This window comes from Chlorogloeopsis sp. ULAP01 (assembly GCF_030381805.1).
Classification (GTDB): Bacteria; Cyanobacteriota; Cyanobacteriia; order Cyanobacteriales; family Nostocaceae; genus Chlorogloeopsis.
Genome location: NZ_JAUDRH010000001.1, coordinates 565,673 through 584,824 on the forward strand (window position 1 = coordinate 565,673; position 19,152 = coordinate 584,824).

Below are 19,152 nucleotides of genomic sequence, written 5' to 3' on the forward strand. Positions count from 1 at the left end.
TTTTTAGGATTGAACATTTAATTAATCAATTGGTAACATTTCTAAATATTGCCTATAGCCTTACTCAATTTTAGCATTGAGAAAATTTACTTTCTCGGAGTTTTTTCAAAAAAACCATGCTTTACCTTAATTGTCTTTAGTTTTTAGCAGTATATCGAAGAAAAACTCATCAAGTATACTCAAGCTTGGCAAAGCTAATGGTTAAAGCTGCTAATGGTAATTTATCAACTTAGATATCACTAAATTTTGACAAATTATCAAACAAGAATATTTACAGCTAGAGACTTAGTGACTTCTGGCCAAGGTAAGAATTAACTAAGTAAACACCCATATAACTCATATCGCGCAATACTCGTGACGAAAAATCTCTTTTGTAGTCTCTGGCGCTTAACTTCAGACAGATGACAGTAATTATGCCTATGTAAATACAGCGATTTTGGCTGATTATTTTGAGTGGGATAAATTAAATCATAAATTCAAGGAAAAATACTTATAAAAAAGCTGATTATTCTGAAATATAGTGAAAATAATTGTTTTTAAGACAGTTTTCTGCCCACAGTACCTTAGAAAGTCTATAATTCTAGCCACTGCTGCTTGATGCTCTTTTAAGACTTCAAGAATGTGTCTGATTTAAAGAATCCTAAAATATAAAAGATTAGTGAGTAAGCGTGTATCTTAATCTCAATAACCTATGGTTGTTGCTTACAGAAATCTTCTTAATTAGACTGGTTATGGCGTTGTTTGGTCAGTAGCAAGGGGAATCAGGCAATTTGGTTAAATAGTATGAGTGATAAACTAAAATCTCAAATCAATGTATAGACGGTCTTTTTTGCAAAGCAGTATTACACTAGTACTGCTGCAGTCACTGCTTGGATGCACTAACAACAACCAGGAGACATTAACTGTTCAACTTTTAAGAGGCTCTATCCCCGCTCAGGTAGTTGATAAATTCCGACGAGCTTTGCAGCAAAAGGCACAACTAAATTTTGCCCCTGTAGAACAGTTACGGGATTTATACCAAGAATTACAAACTTGGCATAATCAATCTAAAACCAATTCCGAGAAAAAATGGAATCTCCCCCTGCCTTTAGGAGCATCAGCAAATACTGCTGCTGATTTGGTGACTTTAGGAGATTATTGGCTAAAAACAGCAATCGAGCAAAAACTAATTCAACCACTAGAAGTAGGACAGCTCAAACAATGGCCTACTTTACCTCAACGCTGGCAGGAATTAGTAACACGCAACGAGCAAGGTTACCCAGATCCTCAAGGAAGGATTTGGGCGGCTCCTTACCGTTGGGGTAGCACGGTGATTGTTTACGATCGCGATAAATTTCGAGAATTGGGTTGGATACCGACAGATTGGAGCGACTTATGGCGACGCGAACTACGCGATCGCATTTCTGTACTCAACCAGCCACGGGAAGTAATAGGACTAGTGCTAAAGAAGCTGGGAGCATCTTACAACACGCAAAATTTGGAAAGCATTCCCAACTTGGAACAAGAATTAAGCGCTCTCAATCAACAGGTTAAGCTTTATAGCTCCACAAGATATTTAGAACCTCTAATCATAGGAGATACTTGGCTGGCGGTTGGATGGTCAAATGATGTATTACCAGTAATTGGACGTTATCCTCAACTTGCCGCAGTTACTCCCCAATCAGGAACAGCATTGTGGGCAGATGTGTGGGTAAGACCAGCAAGTGCTACAAATGAAAACTTAGCATACCAATGGATCGATTTTTGTTGGTTACCAAACATAGCTGAACAAATTTCTCTGCTCGCTAGAACAAATTCACCGATTTCTCCAAAAATTGAATATTCTAATCTCCAAGCAGCATTACGTAATTTGCTCAGAAACAATAACGAAATTTTTGCCAAAAGCGAATTTTTACTTCCCTTACCACCCGATGTAACTGCTAAGTACGAGTCTTTATTTAACAAAATTAGAGGATGAGTCTTGATTGGGTATAGGGGATTGGGAAGTAACGGGAAACAGGGATTGTGATTCCTCGTTACCAGGTTGAACCTGGTAATGAGAACTAGAGTCTCTAGGCTCTGTTACTCTTAATCGATAGATTTATTTTTCTCTTCACCTTATACGTAATTGGTGAGTTAGACACTGTATTCAGTAAATAGCTTTGTTCAAGCATTAGTTTCTAGCTGATGCCAATTACGAGTGATTAAGAAGATCACAATGAAATACATATAGGTGCAAGTGATGAATCAGGGATTATAAGTAATTTTACGCTTACTTGAGTATGTAATATAATTTACTCGTAAATATTATATAGATATATTTGCATTAAAAGACAAAGTAATAAAAATTACTTGTGTATTATAGATACCCAAGCGATTTAACCTGTTAAAATCTTGCAGCACTTGAAGATAATTTGAGGTGTAAATGAGATACGAAAAGCTCTCTCCTGGACTACTTTTAGCTTATGAAGATTATCAAAGAGAAGGACAAGAAGCTTTAATTCTCCATAAGCGATCGCTGGGCATAATTACTCCCAAAGCAGCCCTCAAGCCAACCCGTAGTGTCGTTTTTATCTACTGTGATGAACAAGCTGACTTGAGTTATTTATCACAATACGGTATTGAGGTTAACCAAGATATAGGAACTGTGCGGACAGCTTACTTGCCTTTAGAAAGTTTAGACGCTCTATCACAAGAGGATGCCATCCAACGGATCAAACCATCGCGTAAATTACACTTGCGCATGGATGTAGCAGCAAAGGCAGTAAAATTACCAGAGTTCAAAAATGAAACTGGATTGACAGGGAAAGGAGTTATTATCGGTGTCGTAGACAGTGGTATCGATCCCAAACACCCTGCCTTTGCAGGGCGCATTCTCCGCATCTGGGATCAGACTTTACCAGGACCAGGAGTATCAGAAGGTGGTTATGGAGCTGAATTAACCGAAGCACTGTTGAGCGTGTCCCAAGATACAGACGGTCACGGTACTCACGTAGCCGGAATTGCTGCTGCTTCTGACAGTACCTATAATGGTGTTGCACCAGATGCAGAATTGGTAATCGTTAAAACTGACTTACAAGATGCCCACATTGCCGATGGCGTTCGCTATATTTTTCGGGTAGCAACAGAAATGGGACGTCCAGCAGTGGTAAATCTAAGTTTGGGCGGACACGCTGATGCTCATGATGGCAGCGATTCTCTCTCAAAAATCATTGATGCCGAAACTGGCCCAGGACGGATTGTCTGCTGTGCAGCAGGTAACGAAGGTAACGACAATATTCACGGTCAAACCCAGGTTACAGGCAATCGACTGCATACAATGCGCTTTAACGTTCCCTTAAATCAAGCAGGCATAGTCTGGTTAAACGGCTGGTATTCCAAAGGTGGGCAGTTAGAAGTTTCTGTGCGCAGCCCCAAAGGTTTTGTGACACCTTTTCAAGCGATCATTGCTGACGATAATCCTTCCAAATTATATACTTTACCGGATGCACGAGTAGAAATTGTCACACCCGGCCCTGATCCAGTCAACGGAGAGTATAATTTCTTCGTACAAATTCGCGGTTTGGGTAACGACAGGTTTAATCAACCCGTACAAGGTGGCATTTGGCAATTGCGAGTACGCAAAGCATCAGGAAGTGATGTACAGTTAGACGTATGGACATTAAGTGACTCTCCATCTGTATTTTTTACAGGTAAAAGTGTATCTGATGCAGTGAAAATTGGTTCACCAGGAGCAGCCAGCAGCGCGATTACAGTTGCTTCTTATACCACTAGAGTGAAATATAAAGACATTGACAACAACGAGCAAGAAATAGGCTTAGAGTTAAATAGTATTTCTGAATTTAGCAGCGAAGGCCCATTGCGTAATGGTGCTCAAAAGCCCGATGTTGCAGCACCAGGAGCGATGATTATTTCTGCCCTCTCCTCGAATGCCAATCTTAATCGCTCAATGATGATAAATTCCAAATTTGTAGCGATGGCTGGTACAAGTATGGCAACACCGTTTGTCACTGGTTTAGTTGCATTGTTGTTGCAGAAAAACCCCAATATAGATCCAGCGAAGGTCAAAGAACTGTTGTGTAAAAATTGTTCTATTCCTGGCAAAGCTGCGGGAACTTTTGATGGTAAATGGGGTTTTGGATTGATTGATACGCTAAAGCTCACTCAAGAGTAGAGTAATTTATTGAGAGATCTCTTAAACTCATGAATCTGTAATTAGTCGTAGGTAAAAGCGTCAGTTAGCTCTACATAAGGGTAGGCAATTGAAAGCAATAAATTTGCTACGGTAATTCTAGAGCAGGCTGATTTTAGTCTGCTCTTTGTGATTCGGAAAGTGGTAATATCTCGCCCTACTTTCCATCTATCTGTCTGAACAAGAAAGTAGACGGGGTATTGATGGGAGATTTTTTAGATGAACTATCAGAAGCTAGACGCTGCTCTTGCAATGGCGTTAAATCAAGTTCACGATCCAGAAGAACGTAGTTTGGTAGTCTTTATTCACACTGAACCAATTACAGACGGATCTGCTGCGATCACTATCTTAGAAAATTTGGGTGTTAGTGATATTAACAAAGCAAAAGATGTATTTAGTGCTACTCTATCACCTAATGAAATTTCTAAATTATCAGAGCAACCTTGGGTACAGTATCTAAAGCTATCCCAAAAGCTGCATTTGATGGATAGACAGTTAGGTGGAAGAAGCATAGGTAGATCATAAATTTAAGTTAAATTTATACACTCGTTTTCCTGTAATAGCAATAGATAATGCTACTTGTCTGTGGCAGCATACAGCAAACTTAACTCACTAGAAATCTCTGATCCCCCCTTACCAGCAGGTACAGACAGTCCTAAACTGTAGGTGAGAGTTGAAAGGCAGTCGGGAGAAACTTGTGAAAAGAGTTTTAGCAATCATTCTCGGTGGCGGCGCAGGTACCCGCCTATATCCGTTAACAAAATTACGCGCTAAACCAGCTGTACCACTGGCAGGTAAGTATCGCTTGATTGATATTCCTGTCAGTAATTGTATAAATTCCGAAATATTCAAAATCTACGTCCTGACACAATTCAACTCGGCTTCGCTGAATCGCCATATTGCGCGTACCTATAATTTTTCTGGCTTTACTGAGGGATTTGTGGAAGTGCTTGCTGCCCAGCAAACGCCAGAAAACCTCAGTTGGTTCCAAGGTACAGCAGATGCGGTTCGTCAGTACCTATGGCTGTTTGAAGAATGGGGTGTAGACGAATATTTAATACTATCAGGCGATCACCTATACCGGATGGACTATCGCCAATTTATTCAGCGTCACAGGGAAACTGGGGCTGATATTACTCTTTCTGTAATACCCATTGATGAGCGCCGCGCCTCCGACTTTGGCTTGATGAAAATCGATCAGTCTGGAAGGGTAGTAGACTTTAGCGAAAAACCCAAAGGCGATGCTCTCAAGAAAATGGCGGTTGATACTACCATCCTTGGCTTAGAAAAAAACCAAGCCGAGCAACAACCTTATATCGCCTCAATGGGGATTTATATCTTTAAAAGAGATGTTTTGACCAAGTTGTTAAAAGATGCTACTGAACGCACTGATTTTGGCAAAGAAATTATTCCAGATTCAGCCAATGACTACAACATTCAAGCCTACTTGTTTGATGGCTATTGGGAAGATATCGGAACAATAGAAGCGTTTTATAATGCGAATTTAGCACTAACTAAACAACCCCGTCCGCCTTTTAGTTTCTATGATGAGCACGCGCCAATCTACACTCGCGCTCGTTACCTCCCTCCCAGCAAGTTATTAGATTGCCATGTAACACAGTCAATTATTAGTGAAGGTTGTATTCTCAAAAATTGCCGGATTGAAAATTCGGTTTTAGGAGTGCGATCGCGGGTTGAAGCTGGTTGTGTCATCCAAGATTCTCTCATCATGGGTGCTGACTACTATCAGCCGTTTGCCGAACGCCAGTCTGATTGCGAGCATAGCAGCATACCCTTAGGTATAGGTGCTAACACAACGATTCGTCGTGCCATCATTGACAAAAATACTCACATCGGTTGTGATGTACAAATTGTCAATAAAGACAACGTTCAAGAAGCCGAACGCGAAAATCAAGGTTTTTACATCCGCAATGGTATTGTCGTGGTGTTAAAAAATGCTGTCATTCCTGATGGAACGATAATTTAGTTATTAGTCAATAGTCATTGTTTATCTGTTACAAATGACAAAGGACAAATGACAAGACTAATTTTACTAATTGGTCTTCCTGGTGGCGGTAAGTCAACCCTAGCAAAACAATTGCTAGCAGAATGCCCCCAATGGCGGTTGGTTTCCACCGATGCTATTCGGGGGCTATTATTTGGTAATGAGGCAACTCAGGGATCGTGGTTATTGATTTGGCGAGAAATCAGGCGACAATTCCAACAAGCGATCGCCACAGATAGTACGGTAATTTATGACGCTACTAATGCCCAGCGACGCCAGCGCCGCGAAATCATCACCATAGCTCGCGATCTCGGTTTTACCCAGATTGTCGGAATTTGGGTAGACACACCAATTTGGTTGTGTTTAGCTCGCAATAAAAGACGGGAACGTCAAGTGCCAGAAGATGTAATATTTCGTATGTATCGTCAACTCCGGGATGCTCCCCCTAGCTTACTAGAAGGATTAGACAGCCTAAGCATTGTTTTTCCCCGGAGCGAGGAGAGTACGGGAATTGCGCTCGTACAGTAAGCAAGAACCGTACTTGATTTTATATAAGGTTTGTTAACTTAAAATCAGACTTAATATGCCTGGAATTATACCCGGTGCAAAATAACGACTCAAATTTTATCTAGAAAAAAACATAAAGGGAATTGCTAGTGGAGGCTGGTAGATGGCTGCAACCGATTTTAAAGACTATTACGCAATTTTGGGAGTTAGTAAAACTGCCAGTCCAGAGGAAATAAAACAAGCCTTTCGGAAATTAGCCCGTAAGTATCACCCTGATGTCAATCCTGGCAATAAACAGGCGGAGGCACGCTTCAAGGAAATTAACGAAGCCTACGAAGTTTTGTCAGATCCAGAAAAACGCAGCAAATACGACCAATTCGGTCAATACTGGAAACAAGTCGGTCAAGGTTTCCCTGGCGGCGGTGTTGGCGTTGATATGGGTGGCTTTGACTTTAGTCAGTACGGCAGTTTTGATGATTTTATCAATGAGTTGTTAGGACGCTTTGGTGGTGGCGGTGGTAGCACTCGTGGTGGACGACAAACCTATAGTTACCGCACTTCCACAGGCGCTCCTAGCGGATTTGGCGGCTTTGGTGATTTTGGCTTTCAAGACGCTGGCACAACAGGCACTACCCAAGACAGTGAAGCGACAATTTCTCTGACTTTTTCCGAAGCATTTCATGGTGTCCAAAAGCGCTTCAGTCTGGGCAATGAAACTATTGATGTTCGCATTCCCCCTGGTGCAAAATCAGGAACCCGCCTGCGCGTGCGGGGCAAAGGGCAAACCAGCCCTTATACGCAACAACGAGGAGATTTGTACTTAAAAGTTGAACTTCAGCCCCACTCTTTCTTCCAATTTGAAGGTGATAATTTAGTCTGTGAAGTGGCAATCACGCCAGATGAAGCCGTGCTGGGAGCATCTATTGAAGTACCTACTCCTGATGGCAGCGTTAATGTGAAACTCCCTGCTGGAGTACGTTCTGGGCAGACTTTGCGTTTGCGGGGCAAGGGTTGGCCGCAACCTAAGGGTGGACGTAGCGATCAGTTAGTTAAAATTGCGATCGCCACTCCTAGAGAAATCAGTTCGCAAGAGCGGGAGTATTATGAAAAAATCCGCGCTATGCGTACCTACAACCCCCGCAGTCATCTACAAAATATCAGGTTGTAGAAATTGTTAGTAGTTAGTGGTTAGTAGGGGAGTCAGTGCGCCCTTGCGGGTTAAGCGCATTGTAGCACCTGGCGTCGGGTTCCCCCGGTTGTAGCGACTGCCGTGCGGGTTTCATTGATTATTTTTAGGTTAAGACCGATAATTTATCTTTTAAACCCGCCCGTACAGTGGTTAGGGGTTGATAGCTAATTTTTGATTGTAATTAACTGCCATTAACCATTAACTATTTCATCGTATTGTTCTAGCAAAGTCTCTACACTGGCATTATGATCCAAGAAAGAAAACAAATGTTTGTAGCGCAGTCTACCTTCTTTATCTAATACAAATTGTGCTGGCAAAGGTGCTCCCAAAGCTTGTCCAACCTTATATAAACGAAATATGCGGCAGGTAGGATCACTTAGTAGCGGTAGCTTTAAACCTAAGTCCCTGACAACTATTTGGCTTTGCCTTTCATCGGTACTAGTAATCATTAAAACTTCTATACCCCGATTTTTAAATTGCTCGTAGTTTTCATTCAATGCTTTGATATGTGGATAGCAAAAGGGACAATATTGTTTTTCTGTAAAAATACGCGTAAAGGCTAGTATTATAGGTTGTTTGCCTCTGTAACTTGACAATTTTCTTAAAGAGCCATTAGTAATATCCGGCAGTTGAAAGTCTGGTGTTAAAAATTCTAGCGGTAACTGATTACTGGCTGGAATTGGTAAAAAATTTCTAAAAAAACGCTCATTTAATAAGCCACTAAAATTAGTAGATGTCAACATATTTTCTCCCTGAAAATATTAAAAATATCTAAAAATATCATTAAAATATTAAATTAGAAAACCACAGATAGAGAGGATATATCTATGTTTATCTGTGGCTATTCTTTACCGAAGAAGGGAACTCTTAACGGGCAACTGTTCCCTGTTAAGAGTTCCCTTTCAATTGTTTTCCACTATACTAAACAGCAGCAAAGTAGACTTTGGACTTGACGGGATCGGGAACCATTGTTTTGTCGCCTGGCTGCCAACCAGCAGGGCAAACTTCATCGGGATGAGACTGCACATACTGAATAGCTTGCAGTGTCCGCAGAGTTTCATCGACATTGCGACCAAAGGCTAGATTGTTGATGGTAGCATGCTGAATGACGCCATCTTTATCGATGATGAATAAACCGCGTAAAGCAATGCCAGCCGCAGGATCAAGAACGTTATAAGCAGTGCTAATTTCTTTCTTGATGTCGGAAACAAGGGGATAATTTAAATCGCCAACACCGCCTTGTTTGCGATCGGTTTGAATCCAGGCTAGGTGAGAAAATTCGCTATCAACGGAAACACCTAGAATTTCTGTGTTAACTTTTTTAAAGTCTTCGTATCGATCGCTGAAGGCAATAATTTCAGTAGGGCAAACAAAGGTAAAGTCTAAGGGATAGAAAAACAAAATGACGTACTTACCGCGATAGTCGGAAAGTTTAATCGTCTTAAATTCCTGATCTACTACAGCTGTGGCTGTAAAGTCGGGAGCGCTTTGACCAACGCGGAGGCATCCTTCTGTTGACATATACTAATTCTCCTTGAACTTATATGTGTCTAGCTGCCCGCTTTTTACTTGTGTACAGGTAACGCTTTCCTGTACATGCCCTGACAGCTTAAATTACGAACTGTTACAACTATATCATACTCATAACGATTTTGAGTAGCAAATGGTGGATTTAGATACGAGAGAATGGTTGCTTACAAATGGCTTGGGAAGTTTTGCCAGTGGTACAGTTTCTGATGTCCGCACTCGCACCTATCATGGCTGGCTGTTTGCCGCGACTAACCCGCCTTCGGGGCGTACACTGCTGCTTTCGCATTTAGAAGCGAGCTTAGAACTACCAAAGCAACTTATAGCATTAGGGACTAATTTTTGGGGCTTTGGTCAGATCGATCCGACAGGCTATGAACTGCTACGCTATTTTGATATCAATCCTGTTCCCAAATGGATTTGGGGGGAAGACAACTGGCAGTTAAGCAGGCAGATTATCATGCCTTATGGGTTAGAAGGGGCAGAGGCTAGTGATGTGGTGGATAAATTCTCGACGTCTTTGTACGCTCGCGCTTCCGTTTCCTCTTGTTTGAGTCATCGCCTTTTAATTCAATATCGTTATGAGGGTAATGATGCTGCAATTTTAAAGTTGCGACTGTTGATCAGCGATCGCGACTTTCACAACCAGCAAAAATCAATTCCCGACTTACATTTTTCCCAATTACTTGGTCAGAAGCAAGTGTGCTTACAAGCGATTGATTCTGGACATTTTGGCACACCTTGGCACCTGCGCTGGACTCATGGCAGATATCAACCAGATGCAGTTTGGTATTGGAATTATCATTTACCAGAGGAAACAAGACGCGGATTGAGCGATCGCGAAGATCTCTACAGCCCTGGTTACCTAGCAGTTACTCTTCGCCCCGGAGATGTAGTCACACTGGAAGCAAAAGTGGGTTTTCCCGACAGATTTCAGAGCATCCTCACCGACGAAAGTTTTGCAGAAGCGATAGAAATAGAGCAAGAGCGGCTTTGCCAAATTTTTGGACAACAAGGGATGGGAGACAAACAACAGGACAAGGGGAGAGGGAAGATGGGGGAGATGGAGAAGCAATTTCTTCCCAAACTCCCCACACTTCCCACACTCCCCAATCCCCAATACCCAATCCCCAATACCCAATCCCCGATTTTGCAGCAACTTTTACGAGCAGCCGATCAATTTATTGTTTACCGAACTTCAATTGGCAGCCCTACAGTTATTTCTGGCTACCATTGGTTTAATGACATAGGGCGCGATACCTTGATTTCTCTGCCAGGGTTAGTCTTAGTTCCACAGCGCTTTAATTTAGCAAGAGATATTTTAAGATCTTTAGGGCTGCACTGTCGTCACGGCTTGATTCCTAATACACTGCCTGATGCAGATAGCGAACCTTTTTATAACAGTATTGATGCAGCACTGTGGTGGATTGAAACTTTAGGACTTTACTTGGAGGCTACGCAAGACTGGCAGTTTTTGACAGAGCTATACCCCGTGGTACAGCAAATCTACAAAGCTTTTATCGGTGGTACACGCTACAACATCCAAGTTGATTCATTAGATGGGCTAGTTGGTTGGGATGCACGTGGTGTTGCCCTAACTTGGATGGATGCGATAGTTGACGGACAGCCTGTGACTCCTCGTCGTGGTAAACCTGTAGAAATTAATGCACTGTGGTATTCAGCTTTGTGTTGGGCTTCTCGATGGGCAGAAATATTGAGCGAGCAAGAAGCGATTCCTGAACCAAGCCGTCTGGCTAAACAAGCACGACGTTATAGCCAGCATGCCCAACAGGTGAAAGAGTCACTGCAAAAGTTCTGGAATTCCCAGCTTGGCTATTTGTACGACACCATTGAGCCAGACGATCGCCGTAATTCTCAAGTGCGCCCGAATGCGGTGATTGCACTTTCACTCGTTCATTGTGCGTTTTCTGAGCAGCAAGGGCGTCAGATACTAGATAAGGCAACAGATCGCTTACTTACGCCCTACGGTCTTCGTACTCTCGATCCAACTGATTCAGAGTACATTGGTAAATATGCAGGTAATTCAGAAAAACGCGATCGCTCCTACCATCAAGGTACTATTTGGGGCTGGTTAATTGGCCCTTATATCCGGGCTTGGCAGCGTTTTTATCCAAGTGAACCATTGCCCTTTAGTTGGCAACCACTCTTAGAACACCTATGCGATGATGCTTGTCTTGGTTCTATTTCAGAAATTTTTGATGGCGATTACCCACACATACCCAGAGGTGCGATCGCTCAAGCCAAGTCGGTTGCTGAGGTAATCCGACACTTTCAGGGTTGAATCAGTTCCTATCTACCGGAAATTAATTCCAAGTTAAGTTTGATAGGAATTAAAATGGCAAGCAAAATCATACTTTAGAAATCGACCACAGATATACTGGCTACTGGTGATTGGGTACTGAGTATTCGGATCTCTTTATTTCTCGTCCCTAGTCCCTAGTCCCTAATCCCTAGTCCCTAATCCCTAGTCCCTACTCTCGTGTGCATCTGTGTTGATCTAATGATAAGTTATGTTTAATTAAACTCAACTAAACTTAGCTTTAATCTTAACGGTTACTTCTGCTTTGAGTGCAAATTTTTCTTTTCAATGTCTTGCTTGCTGTAGCCAGACAAAAGCACGGGCTGGGGTTTTCTTTACTCCTCACGGCTTGGTTGAAACCCCTCGTTTTATGCCTGTGGGGACGCTGGCAAATGTCAAAACCCTGACTCCAGATCAATTGCGGAATACTGGAGCGCAAATGGTATTATCTAATACTTATCATCTTCACTTACAACCAGGAGAAGCAATTGTGGCTGGAGGTGGAGGACTGCACAAATTTATGGGCTGGGATGGGCCGATGCTCACTGACTCAGGTGGCTTCCAAGTCTTCAGCCTTAGCGAAATGCGGAAAATTTCTGAAGAGGGTGTAACATTTCGCTCACCCCATGATGGACAAATTATTAAGTTGACACCAGAAAAGTCTATCGAGATTCAGAATACACTAGGGGCGGATGTAATTATGGCTTTTGATGAGTGTCCGCCTTACCCAGCAAGCCGTCAAGAGGTAGAAGCAGCAACGGAGCGAACTTATCGTTGGCTAGAACGTTGCATTGTGGCTCATCAACGCAGCGATCAGGCGTTGTTTGGGATTGTTCAAGGTGGTGTACATTTAGATTTACGTTCTCGTGCGGCTACAGCTTTGGCTGAGTTGGATCTACCCGGATATGCCATTGGTGGTGTAAGCGTGGGAGAACCACCAGAATTGATTCACCAGATTGTGCAGGTAACAGCGCCTTTACTACCACATCACAAGCCCCGTTATTTGATGGGCGTAGGAACTTATCGAGAAATGGTAATGGCGATCACCTCTGGTGTAGATTTATTTGATTGTGTAATTCCCACGCGGTGGGCAAGACATGGTACTGCAATGGTACAAGGCGATCGCTGGAACTTAAAGAATGCTAAGTTTCGTGAAGATTTTACGCCTTTAGATGAAACTTGTCCCTGCTACACCTGTCAAAATTTCACTCGCGCTTACATATCTCATTTAGTGCGATCGCAAGAAATTTTAGCCTACACTCTACTGAGTATTCACAACATCACCGAACTCATTCGCTTTACTCAAAAGATCAGAGAGGCAATATTGCGCGACACCTTTGCCACCGAATTTGCACACTGGCTTACGCCACTGTAGAGGATAAGGGGACACGGGGACGTGGGAACAAGGAGAATAACTACTACCCAATGACCAATGACTAATATATTGATGTCCAAGCCGTGTTAAGATATTTCTCAATTCTGAAAGCTGTGTTGGAAAGGTGGATTTAAATAAAAATGGAAGCAGCACTTTTTTTAGCAAAATTACCTGAAGCATTTCAAATTTTTGACCCTTTGGTAGATGTTTTGCCTCTCATACCTGTTTTCTTCTTGTTGCTAGCTTTTGTTTGGCAAGCAGCCGTAGGTTTCAGGTAGAAATAGACACGAAAAATTTCGTCTCTATCTAAGTGGTTTGACTACAACCCATTGAAATTTAATATTACAGTCGGGTGCGTCTCTCATTAGAAAGCACCTAGAGACAAAAAAATACTGTTGGTAGTACGAAGCTCAAATCCCTAAATTCATCTCCTAGAATTTTCTCAGGAAAATAAGAGAAGTTAAAGGGTTTAAGTCACTTTAAATATACCAACAGTATTATTATTCGTTAACTAGATATCCATGCTAAAAAGTCATAAAGGAAGGTATGTAATATTTCTTACCTATCCTTTTATTATCAATATCTAGTCCCTATTTTAAAAATAGAAATTGCAACAGTTTTTAACTCTAGCTTGTGGCTCTAAATTAAAACAGTTCTCAATTCTTTAAGAACTTTACCAATTTCAACGAACTCTAAATTTTTAGAGAGTTTTTTCAAAGTTGCTAAATCACTTTTGAGAACAATGTCATTGTAAGCCTTGATAGCAGCGATTAGCTGAGTGACATCCACATTCATTTGAGCATCATTGTCAGTAGCATGACAAGAATTAATTTCTTGACTCGGTTGTGATTCAGCACCAAATAGATTAGGCTTTTGTTTTGATGAAGGTGCAGAGTATTTAAATAATCCCGTTAAAGCTTTTACAAGAGTTTGAGTGGGAGTTTGAGAAGCTCCTGAATTAGATAGGGAAACTTGTAGTTGATTAATGGCGTCATTGGCATCAGATGAACACGCCAGAATCAATCCAATCACACCTTTTTGAGAACCGTTGGAATCGCCTATATTTGCGTTTTTTATAATCGCGCCCGCCTGTTGATTAATAAGCTGTTGAATGATGGCTGGAACAAGAATTTGATTATTTACCTCGACTAATACATTAGTGCCAGGAAATTGGAAGTTACTACCAAAGAAAGTGGAAGAATCTTCACTCGTTCCTCGAATTACAGCTTTACCAGCATTAGCTTTCATCGGCGCGACGCCATCAATACAGCCCAAAACCAATAATATTAGGCCAATAGTCAAAGGCAATTTTTGCTTACTCATTGCTTTTGCATTTTACTTTATTAATTAATACAGAAGTTAGACTTTAAAACTGGAAAACATAGCCTCCACTTACAGATAAACCTGTGCCGTTATCAAAATTGTCGGTCAGATCTGTCAAGATCGTGTTAATTACTATGGGTGTTTTCTTGAAAGGAGCAAAGGAAGCACCTATATTAAGACTATTTCCAGTCCAACTTGTAACAAGAGAAACTTCTGGCACTACTCGTAAACCCACACTACCGAAAAAATTTGGGGTATTTTCATTGGCTGCGATCGCTCCTATAGAACGATAAATGCCACTGCCAATACCAACTGAAAGAGTTATGGGCAGTTTGTTTTTAGGATTATTTGGCTCTAAATCAAACGTTTTAGTAATTACTCCATAAATAGTATCTTTTGTGCCATTGTTATCTCCCCATTTGATCGGATTTGACCAACCAACAGCTACTGCTGTACGATCAGAAAAATATTTGTGTAATTTAAAACCAAGACCTCCACTGTCGCCAAAATCGAAATTATCGCCGCCTCCCACACTGGTAATATTCGCATTTATTTCAACACCCACAGATTTAACTGCATCTCCTAAACCCAATCCAATAGCTGCCGAACCATCAATGCGATCGTTGTCAAAAGGAAAGTACAAACCACCTCCTATGTATGCTTGTCCCCAACTTGCACCATAAGCTGAAGGAGTGCCAGCAGTAGAGCCAGGAGCTATGACACGTCTGCTTTCTACCACAACAGGATCAATTAAAAGCTCTTGACGTAACTGATTTAGCTCTCTCAAGCTATCGCCAACTCCAGGGGAATTTATCTGAGCAATTAGTTTAATATCTTTTTTGATGCGAGTATTTTGACGTTGCTTCGCTTTTGCTATCCACTTTTTTAATGCAGAGCTTTCTTTTGTAACATTGGCAGCAGAAGCACGATTTATTGAGATAGTTGTGGTTAAGAAAAAGGTTGCTGCCAGGGTGGTTAATAAACCCAAGCATAGACTGCGCCCATAATTTACTCTAGAATTACGGGAACTAGCAATAACATTAAGTTTTTTTTCTTTGTTCATTAGAAATATAAAAAGTATCAAAACGTTCAACACTGACCAATTAAATTACAAACTCGTTCATAGATGTATATTTAACGGCGTGTGCAAAATCTTACTCTCACCGTACATATAGCCCATCTGTATCTCTAATTACTTAAAAGCTGAAATATTTCCTCATCCTAAGACTAATGACTCAAAAGCTTTTAGAGTAAGAATCTTGCTGTTACAATATCAGCAAGCAAGATAAAGATAATTAACGAGTTCTACTGAAAATAAGCTATATACAAGCCAAATTTGCCACAATTCCTGCTTTGTGGATAGAAAGTAGGTAATAAACTTTTAAAACTATTTTTATTGCTTGTCTTCCGTACAAATACGTAAGAATTAGAAAAAGTAAATTTCGTGTCGGATGGATTCTAAGTAATTTGTATAATAAAGTACTAAAAAATTAGTTTGCCACAGTTTACCAATTCATTAGTTTCCTGACATTGTACGATCGCACTTTACGGATAACTGTGGTTACTGTACTCACAGACTATGTAGCATAGGCGATCGCCTACTGACTTAATTTGTATTGATAAGTGGTAAAACAACGGTTCTTATACTTAATGGCAATTTCACTCACGACTTGCCACTCACAATGAATAGAAAAAAGAATTCAAATTCTTTCCTGCTACCTACTGCCTTGTGCTTTCAGATCTACTGAAGAATGCGATTTCTCTACTGCATTTAATGACTTTAATGTTGAAATATTGAAAAAGAATCTTTAAAAAAGTTGATAATTCTTAAAAAAATGTAATAATTTCCTATATATAATGGATAACAAATTCCATAAAACCAGGTCAAATTTCAGTCACAGTCAAGCTAATAGTAAACGAGATATAACTATGGGTAACATTAAATTCGTTAAAGAGAATAAGGAAGTCGTAGCTGCTGATGGTGCTAATCTAAGACTCAAAGCTTTAGAAAATGGGATTGATATTTATAAGATCTGGGGAAAGATGATGAACTGTGGTGGCTATGGTCAATGTGGTACCTGCATTGTCGAAATAATTGAAGGTAGGGAAAATCTTTCGCCCCCCACAGAGGTAGAGAACCGTTTATTGAAAAAAAAGCCCGCTAATTATCGCCTTGCTTGCCAAACCTTGGTCAATGGCCCTATAAGCGTAGTTACAAAGCCTTAAAGTCGATGGGTTTAATATTTTCAATTCATCTACCTACAACTTTCAACTTTATACTCATTACTGATGATTCAGTCAGAGCGCAATGATGCTATCCTAAGATTGTTGACAGGTATTTAAGAGAGGCTTTTCTGCTATGCAGGTTAATGACCTGGGGTTTGTAGCCAGCATCTTATTCGTGCTGGTTCCCGCTGTTTTTTTAATCATCCTTTACATCCAGACAGCTAGCCGCGAAGGTAAAAAAGATACTTAGGTTTTTTATAAAATAAAACCCTTACTACTGAGCGTAAGGGTTTTTGTTTTTTCAAACTACTTTTGTTTTGCTCTGAAGAATTATTGTTTAAGCAAGATAATCTGGCAGTCAGACTTAAAAGCTTTTAATCGATGTAGTGTCAAATCGTTGAAAATTGGTGAAAGTAACAACAATATTTACATCACTTCAAAAATTATCCAAAAACCAAGTGTGGGAACTAAACTCTTTCCAAAATAGGGTGTAGGCACTGCGCGATCGCATAAGAATTTTGTGAAATGTTGTGCCTTAATGAATTTCTATAATGATGACCATGCTCTTCACTAATCGCCATTATTATAGAAATTCAGTTTTTGTTGTAATATGAGCCAGAAAAAAGGCAGGTCTTCTATCAAGTATCTCTTCCATAATCTCTTTGGTTCAGATACCATTCTGTACAACCATTCTAAACCCAAATTGCTAATAAACTTGGGAGACCTCTTAATGTTACCCGCTTCAAAATCAATAGTAGCACCTATCGCTAGAAAGATTTTAATATTAGGCAGTAAATCTTTGTACTTATAGATCCATTTTTCTTGCTTGGGTGCGCCTAAGCCAACTGCCAGTACTGTCGCTCCCGATTTCCTAATGATATCAATGATTTCCTGACACTCTTTTTCGCTTTTCTCAAAACCAAATGAAGGTGAGTGCGAGCCTACAACGATATTTCTGCCAACTTTAGCATTTATTCTCTGTTGAGCTTTTTGGGCAACGCCTTTACCTGCCCCTAGTAAGAAAATTTTGATTTGTTCATTCTTTTTATGGAAGTTATAAAAAGCTGGGAAAAAATCTGAACCGGAAATTTTCTCTTTGATGGGCTTACCTAAGAATCGAGATGCATAAAGCAGAATTTGACTATCACACAGTTTGTATTCAGCACGATTGTAAACGTGGAGAAAATCTACATCGTTCTGCAATTTCATCACATGATCGACATTAGGCGTGAATACAACGCCGCTTTTAAGGTTCTCTAAAACTTCCGCCTTAGATAAGTTGTCTATCTCTATATTTAAGAGCTTCACTTTTTCTTTGTCATTTAAATCCTGATAGACGGAACCAGTCTGGCGATTAAGTAACTGTGTTCGTAATGTTTTGCTTACCTCGTCCGAGGACGCACGATCAAAAAGGGTGTTGAGAAACCTAACTCGGTCTGCCATATAATTTGAACCTCATCATCCAAAATTCGGCGGTAGCAGAATTCAGAACACAGGTAGAGCCGTGCTACCGCCGAATTATACATACAGTCTTGCGCTTGACTAGAGATATCAAGTCAGCTCAATTGCTTGTACAACAATCATTAGTCTGCAACCGGAATGAAATTCTTATATATGGGGACTTTTGACATACTCGCATTACATCCTCACATCTAACCACCTATAGAAAACTTGGACTTTGATTTACAAAATCCTCTTACAGTCTCTACCTCAAGGGGTCATGAAAAATACTATCTGATGGTTACTTAGAGCCTGAAGTGTACAGCATCCTCATGGAGAGACAAAATTATCCATCTAACTATCCGCTTGGCTCTAGTGTGGAGAAAATCCAAGCTTCATACTAGACTGTATTCAATTCAAAAATTAATGCTTGGTTATGATTCAGTTTTGCGCAACACTATGGTAGTACAGCATTTGCTACCTAGGGTTGTTAACATAGCTCTTGAGTATAACGAGGCTACTTATGTTAGACAATTCCGAGAGAAATTGCACAATTTGTTAGCGCTCATTACTTCTTTTTGTTATCAAGATATTCTTGTCTTTTGAAATTTAAGAACTTGTATTTCAAAATCTTTTACCTGAGCAAGTGTTTAAGATTGAAAAGCTTGTCAAGCGGTAGAGCTATATTATTCTTGAAATCCTTTTGTGTATCTTACGAAAATCTTACACGCACGTTATGTCCAATTAATTTGTAGTTGCGATGGAAAAGCTGCCATGGAGAGGCATCGAATTATGGTGATTGGTAGCAACGTTAGCACCGTGCAGCGCGTCAGCAGCTACTGTTTGAAAAAAAGTTTAGAAGTGTTCCCTTATTACGGTATTCCAAACAATGAAGAGGTTACTCTGTTCGCCCCTCACGTTTTTGTTTTATGTCTACCAATACTCGGAGATTTCCAGATATTTCAGCCCTACATTTTGTGGTCAGAGCAGCCCATGGATGAGGGTTTATCATCGGTTACCACACCTACAGAACTGTATACCCGTCTACAGGAATTCCTTTCTTACTAGT

Annotated in this window: 17 protein-coding genes; 12 read left to right on the forward strand and 5 right to left on the reverse strand. The window is 40.6% G+C overall.

Annotated elements, in window-relative coordinates:
• Nucleotides 1-811: 811 nt before the first annotated feature.
• The 6 genes from QUB80_RS02480 to QUB80_RS02505 all read left to right on the forward strand — a co-directional run bounded on the left by QUB80_RS02480 (nt 812) and on the right by QUB80_RS02505 (nt 7,851).
• Nucleotides 812-1,957: an extracellular solute-binding protein gene (locus QUB80_RS02480; RefSeq protein ID WP_289787901.1), complete on the forward strand. Its 1,146-nt coding sequence runs from the start codon at nt 812-814 to the stop codon at nt 1,955-1,957.
• Between the two features lie 447 nt (nt 1,958-2,404).
• Nucleotides 2,405-4,153 (forward strand): S8 family peptidase, encoded by a 1,749-nt coding sequence (locus tag QUB80_RS02485; protein WP_289787902.1) that lies wholly within the window; start codon nt 2,405-2,407, stop codon nt 4,151-4,153.
• A 237-nt stretch (nt 4,154-4,390) separates the two neighbouring features.
• Nucleotides 4,391-4,696: a hypothetical protein gene (locus QUB80_RS02490; protein ID WP_289787903.1), complete on the forward strand. Its 306-nt coding sequence runs from the start codon at nt 4,391-4,393 to the stop codon at nt 4,694-4,696.
• A gap of 172 nt (nt 4,697-4,868) precedes the next feature.
• The gene (locus QUB80_RS02495) at nt 4,869-6,158 is read left to right on the forward strand and encodes a glucose-1-phosphate adenylyltransferase (RefSeq protein ID WP_289787904.1); all 1,290 of its coding nucleotides are present in this window, start codon (nt 4,869-4,871) and stop codon (nt 6,156-6,158) included.
• A 48-nt stretch (nt 6,159-6,206) separates the two neighbouring features.
• Complete coding sequence (locus tag QUB80_RS02500) at nt 6,207-6,704, forward strand: AAA family ATPase (protein WP_289787905.1); 498 nt, start codon at nt 6,207-6,209, stop codon at nt 6,702-6,704.
• A 142-nt stretch (nt 6,705-6,846) separates the two neighbouring features.
• On the forward strand, nt 6,847-7,851 hold the full coding sequence (locus QUB80_RS02505) for a DnaJ C-terminal domain-containing protein (RefSeq protein WP_289787906.1): 1,005 nt from the start codon (nt 6,847-6,849) through the stop codon (nt 7,849-7,851).
• 212 nt (nt 7,852-8,063) lie between these two features.
• Here the strand turns inward: QUB80_RS02505 and QUB80_RS02510 are convergent, their stop codons facing one another.
• Both QUB80_RS02510 and QUB80_RS02515 read right to left on the reverse strand, forming a co-directional pair.
• Nucleotides 8,064-8,615, reverse strand: a complete 552-nt coding sequence (locus QUB80_RS02510; RefSeq protein WP_289787907.1) for a peroxiredoxin family protein — start codon at nt 8,613-8,615, stop codon at nt 8,064-8,066.
• Nucleotides 8,616-8,793: 178 nt separating this feature from the next.
• Complete coding sequence (locus tag QUB80_RS02515; protein WP_289787908.1) at nt 8,794-9,393, reverse strand: peroxiredoxin; 600 nt, start codon at nt 9,391-9,393, stop codon at nt 8,794-8,796.
• Nucleotides 9,394-9,535: 142 nt separating this feature from the next.
• On the opposite strand from QUB80_RS02515, the gene QUB80_RS02520 reads away from it, so the two are divergent.
• The 3 genes from QUB80_RS02520 (at nt 9,536) to QUB80_RS02530 (ending at nt 13,372) form a co-directional block, all read left to right on the forward strand.
• Complete coding sequence (locus QUB80_RS02520) at nt 9,536-11,701, forward strand: amylo-alpha-1,6-glucosidase (RefSeq protein WP_289787909.1); 2,166 nt, start codon at nt 9,536-9,538, stop codon at nt 11,699-11,701.
• Nucleotides 11,702-11,984: 283 nt separating this feature from the next.
• Nucleotides 11,985-13,094, forward strand: a complete 1,110-nt coding sequence (gene tgt, locus QUB80_RS02525) for a tRNA guanosine(34) transglycosylase Tgt (RefSeq protein ID WP_289787910.1) — start codon at nt 11,985-11,987, stop codon at nt 13,092-13,094.
• A gap of 140 nt (nt 13,095-13,234) precedes the next feature.
• On the forward strand, nt 13,235-13,372 hold the full coding sequence (locus QUB80_RS02530; protein ID WP_289787911.1) for a photosystem II reaction center protein K: 138 nt from the start codon (nt 13,235-13,237) through the stop codon (nt 13,370-13,372).
• Between the two features lie 361 nt (nt 13,373-13,733).
• On the opposite strand, the gene QUB80_RS02535 is transcribed toward QUB80_RS02530, so the two are convergent.
• Entirely contained in the window at nt 13,734-14,417 is a 684-nt protein-coding gene (locus QUB80_RS02535; protein ID WP_289787912.1) for a hypothetical protein, read from the reverse strand.
• Between the two features lie 43 nt (nt 14,418-14,460).
• Nucleotides 14,461-15,480 (reverse strand): hypothetical protein, encoded by a 1,020-nt coding sequence (locus QUB80_RS02540; protein ID WP_289787913.1) that lies wholly within the window; start codon nt 15,478-15,480, stop codon nt 14,461-14,463.
• Between the two features lie 866 nt (nt 15,481-16,346).
• On the opposite strand from QUB80_RS02540, the gene QUB80_RS02545 reads away from it, so the two are divergent.
• Both QUB80_RS02545 and psbM read left to right on the forward strand, forming a co-directional pair.
• On the forward strand, nt 16,347-16,643 hold the full coding sequence (locus tag QUB80_RS02545; RefSeq protein WP_289787914.1) for a 2Fe-2S iron-sulfur cluster-binding protein: 297 nt from the start codon (nt 16,347-16,349) through the stop codon (nt 16,641-16,643).
• Nucleotides 16,644-16,776: 133 nt separating this feature from the next.
• Nucleotides 16,777-16,893 carry a photosystem II reaction center protein PsbM gene (gene psbM, locus QUB80_RS02550; protein WP_015136746.1) on the forward strand — a complete coding sequence of 39 codons (117 nt, stop codon included), beginning with the start codon at nt 16,777-16,779 and terminating at the stop codon, nt 16,891-16,893.
• A gap of 320 nt (nt 16,894-17,213) precedes the next feature.
• Here psbM and QUB80_RS02555 read toward each other — a convergent pair whose 3' ends face one another.
• Entirely contained in the window at nt 17,214-18,086 is an 873-nt protein-coding gene (locus QUB80_RS02555) for a WecB/TagA/CpsF family glycosyltransferase (protein WP_289787915.1), read from the reverse strand.
• Nucleotides 18,087-18,857: 771 nt separating this feature from the next.
• Here QUB80_RS02555 and QUB80_RS02560 point away from each other — a divergent pair.
• On the forward strand, nt 18,858-19,151 hold the full coding sequence (locus QUB80_RS02560; protein ID WP_289787916.1) for a hypothetical protein: 294 nt from the start codon (nt 18,858-18,860) through the stop codon (nt 19,149-19,151).
• The last annotated feature ends 1 nt before the right edge of the window (nt 19,152 follow it).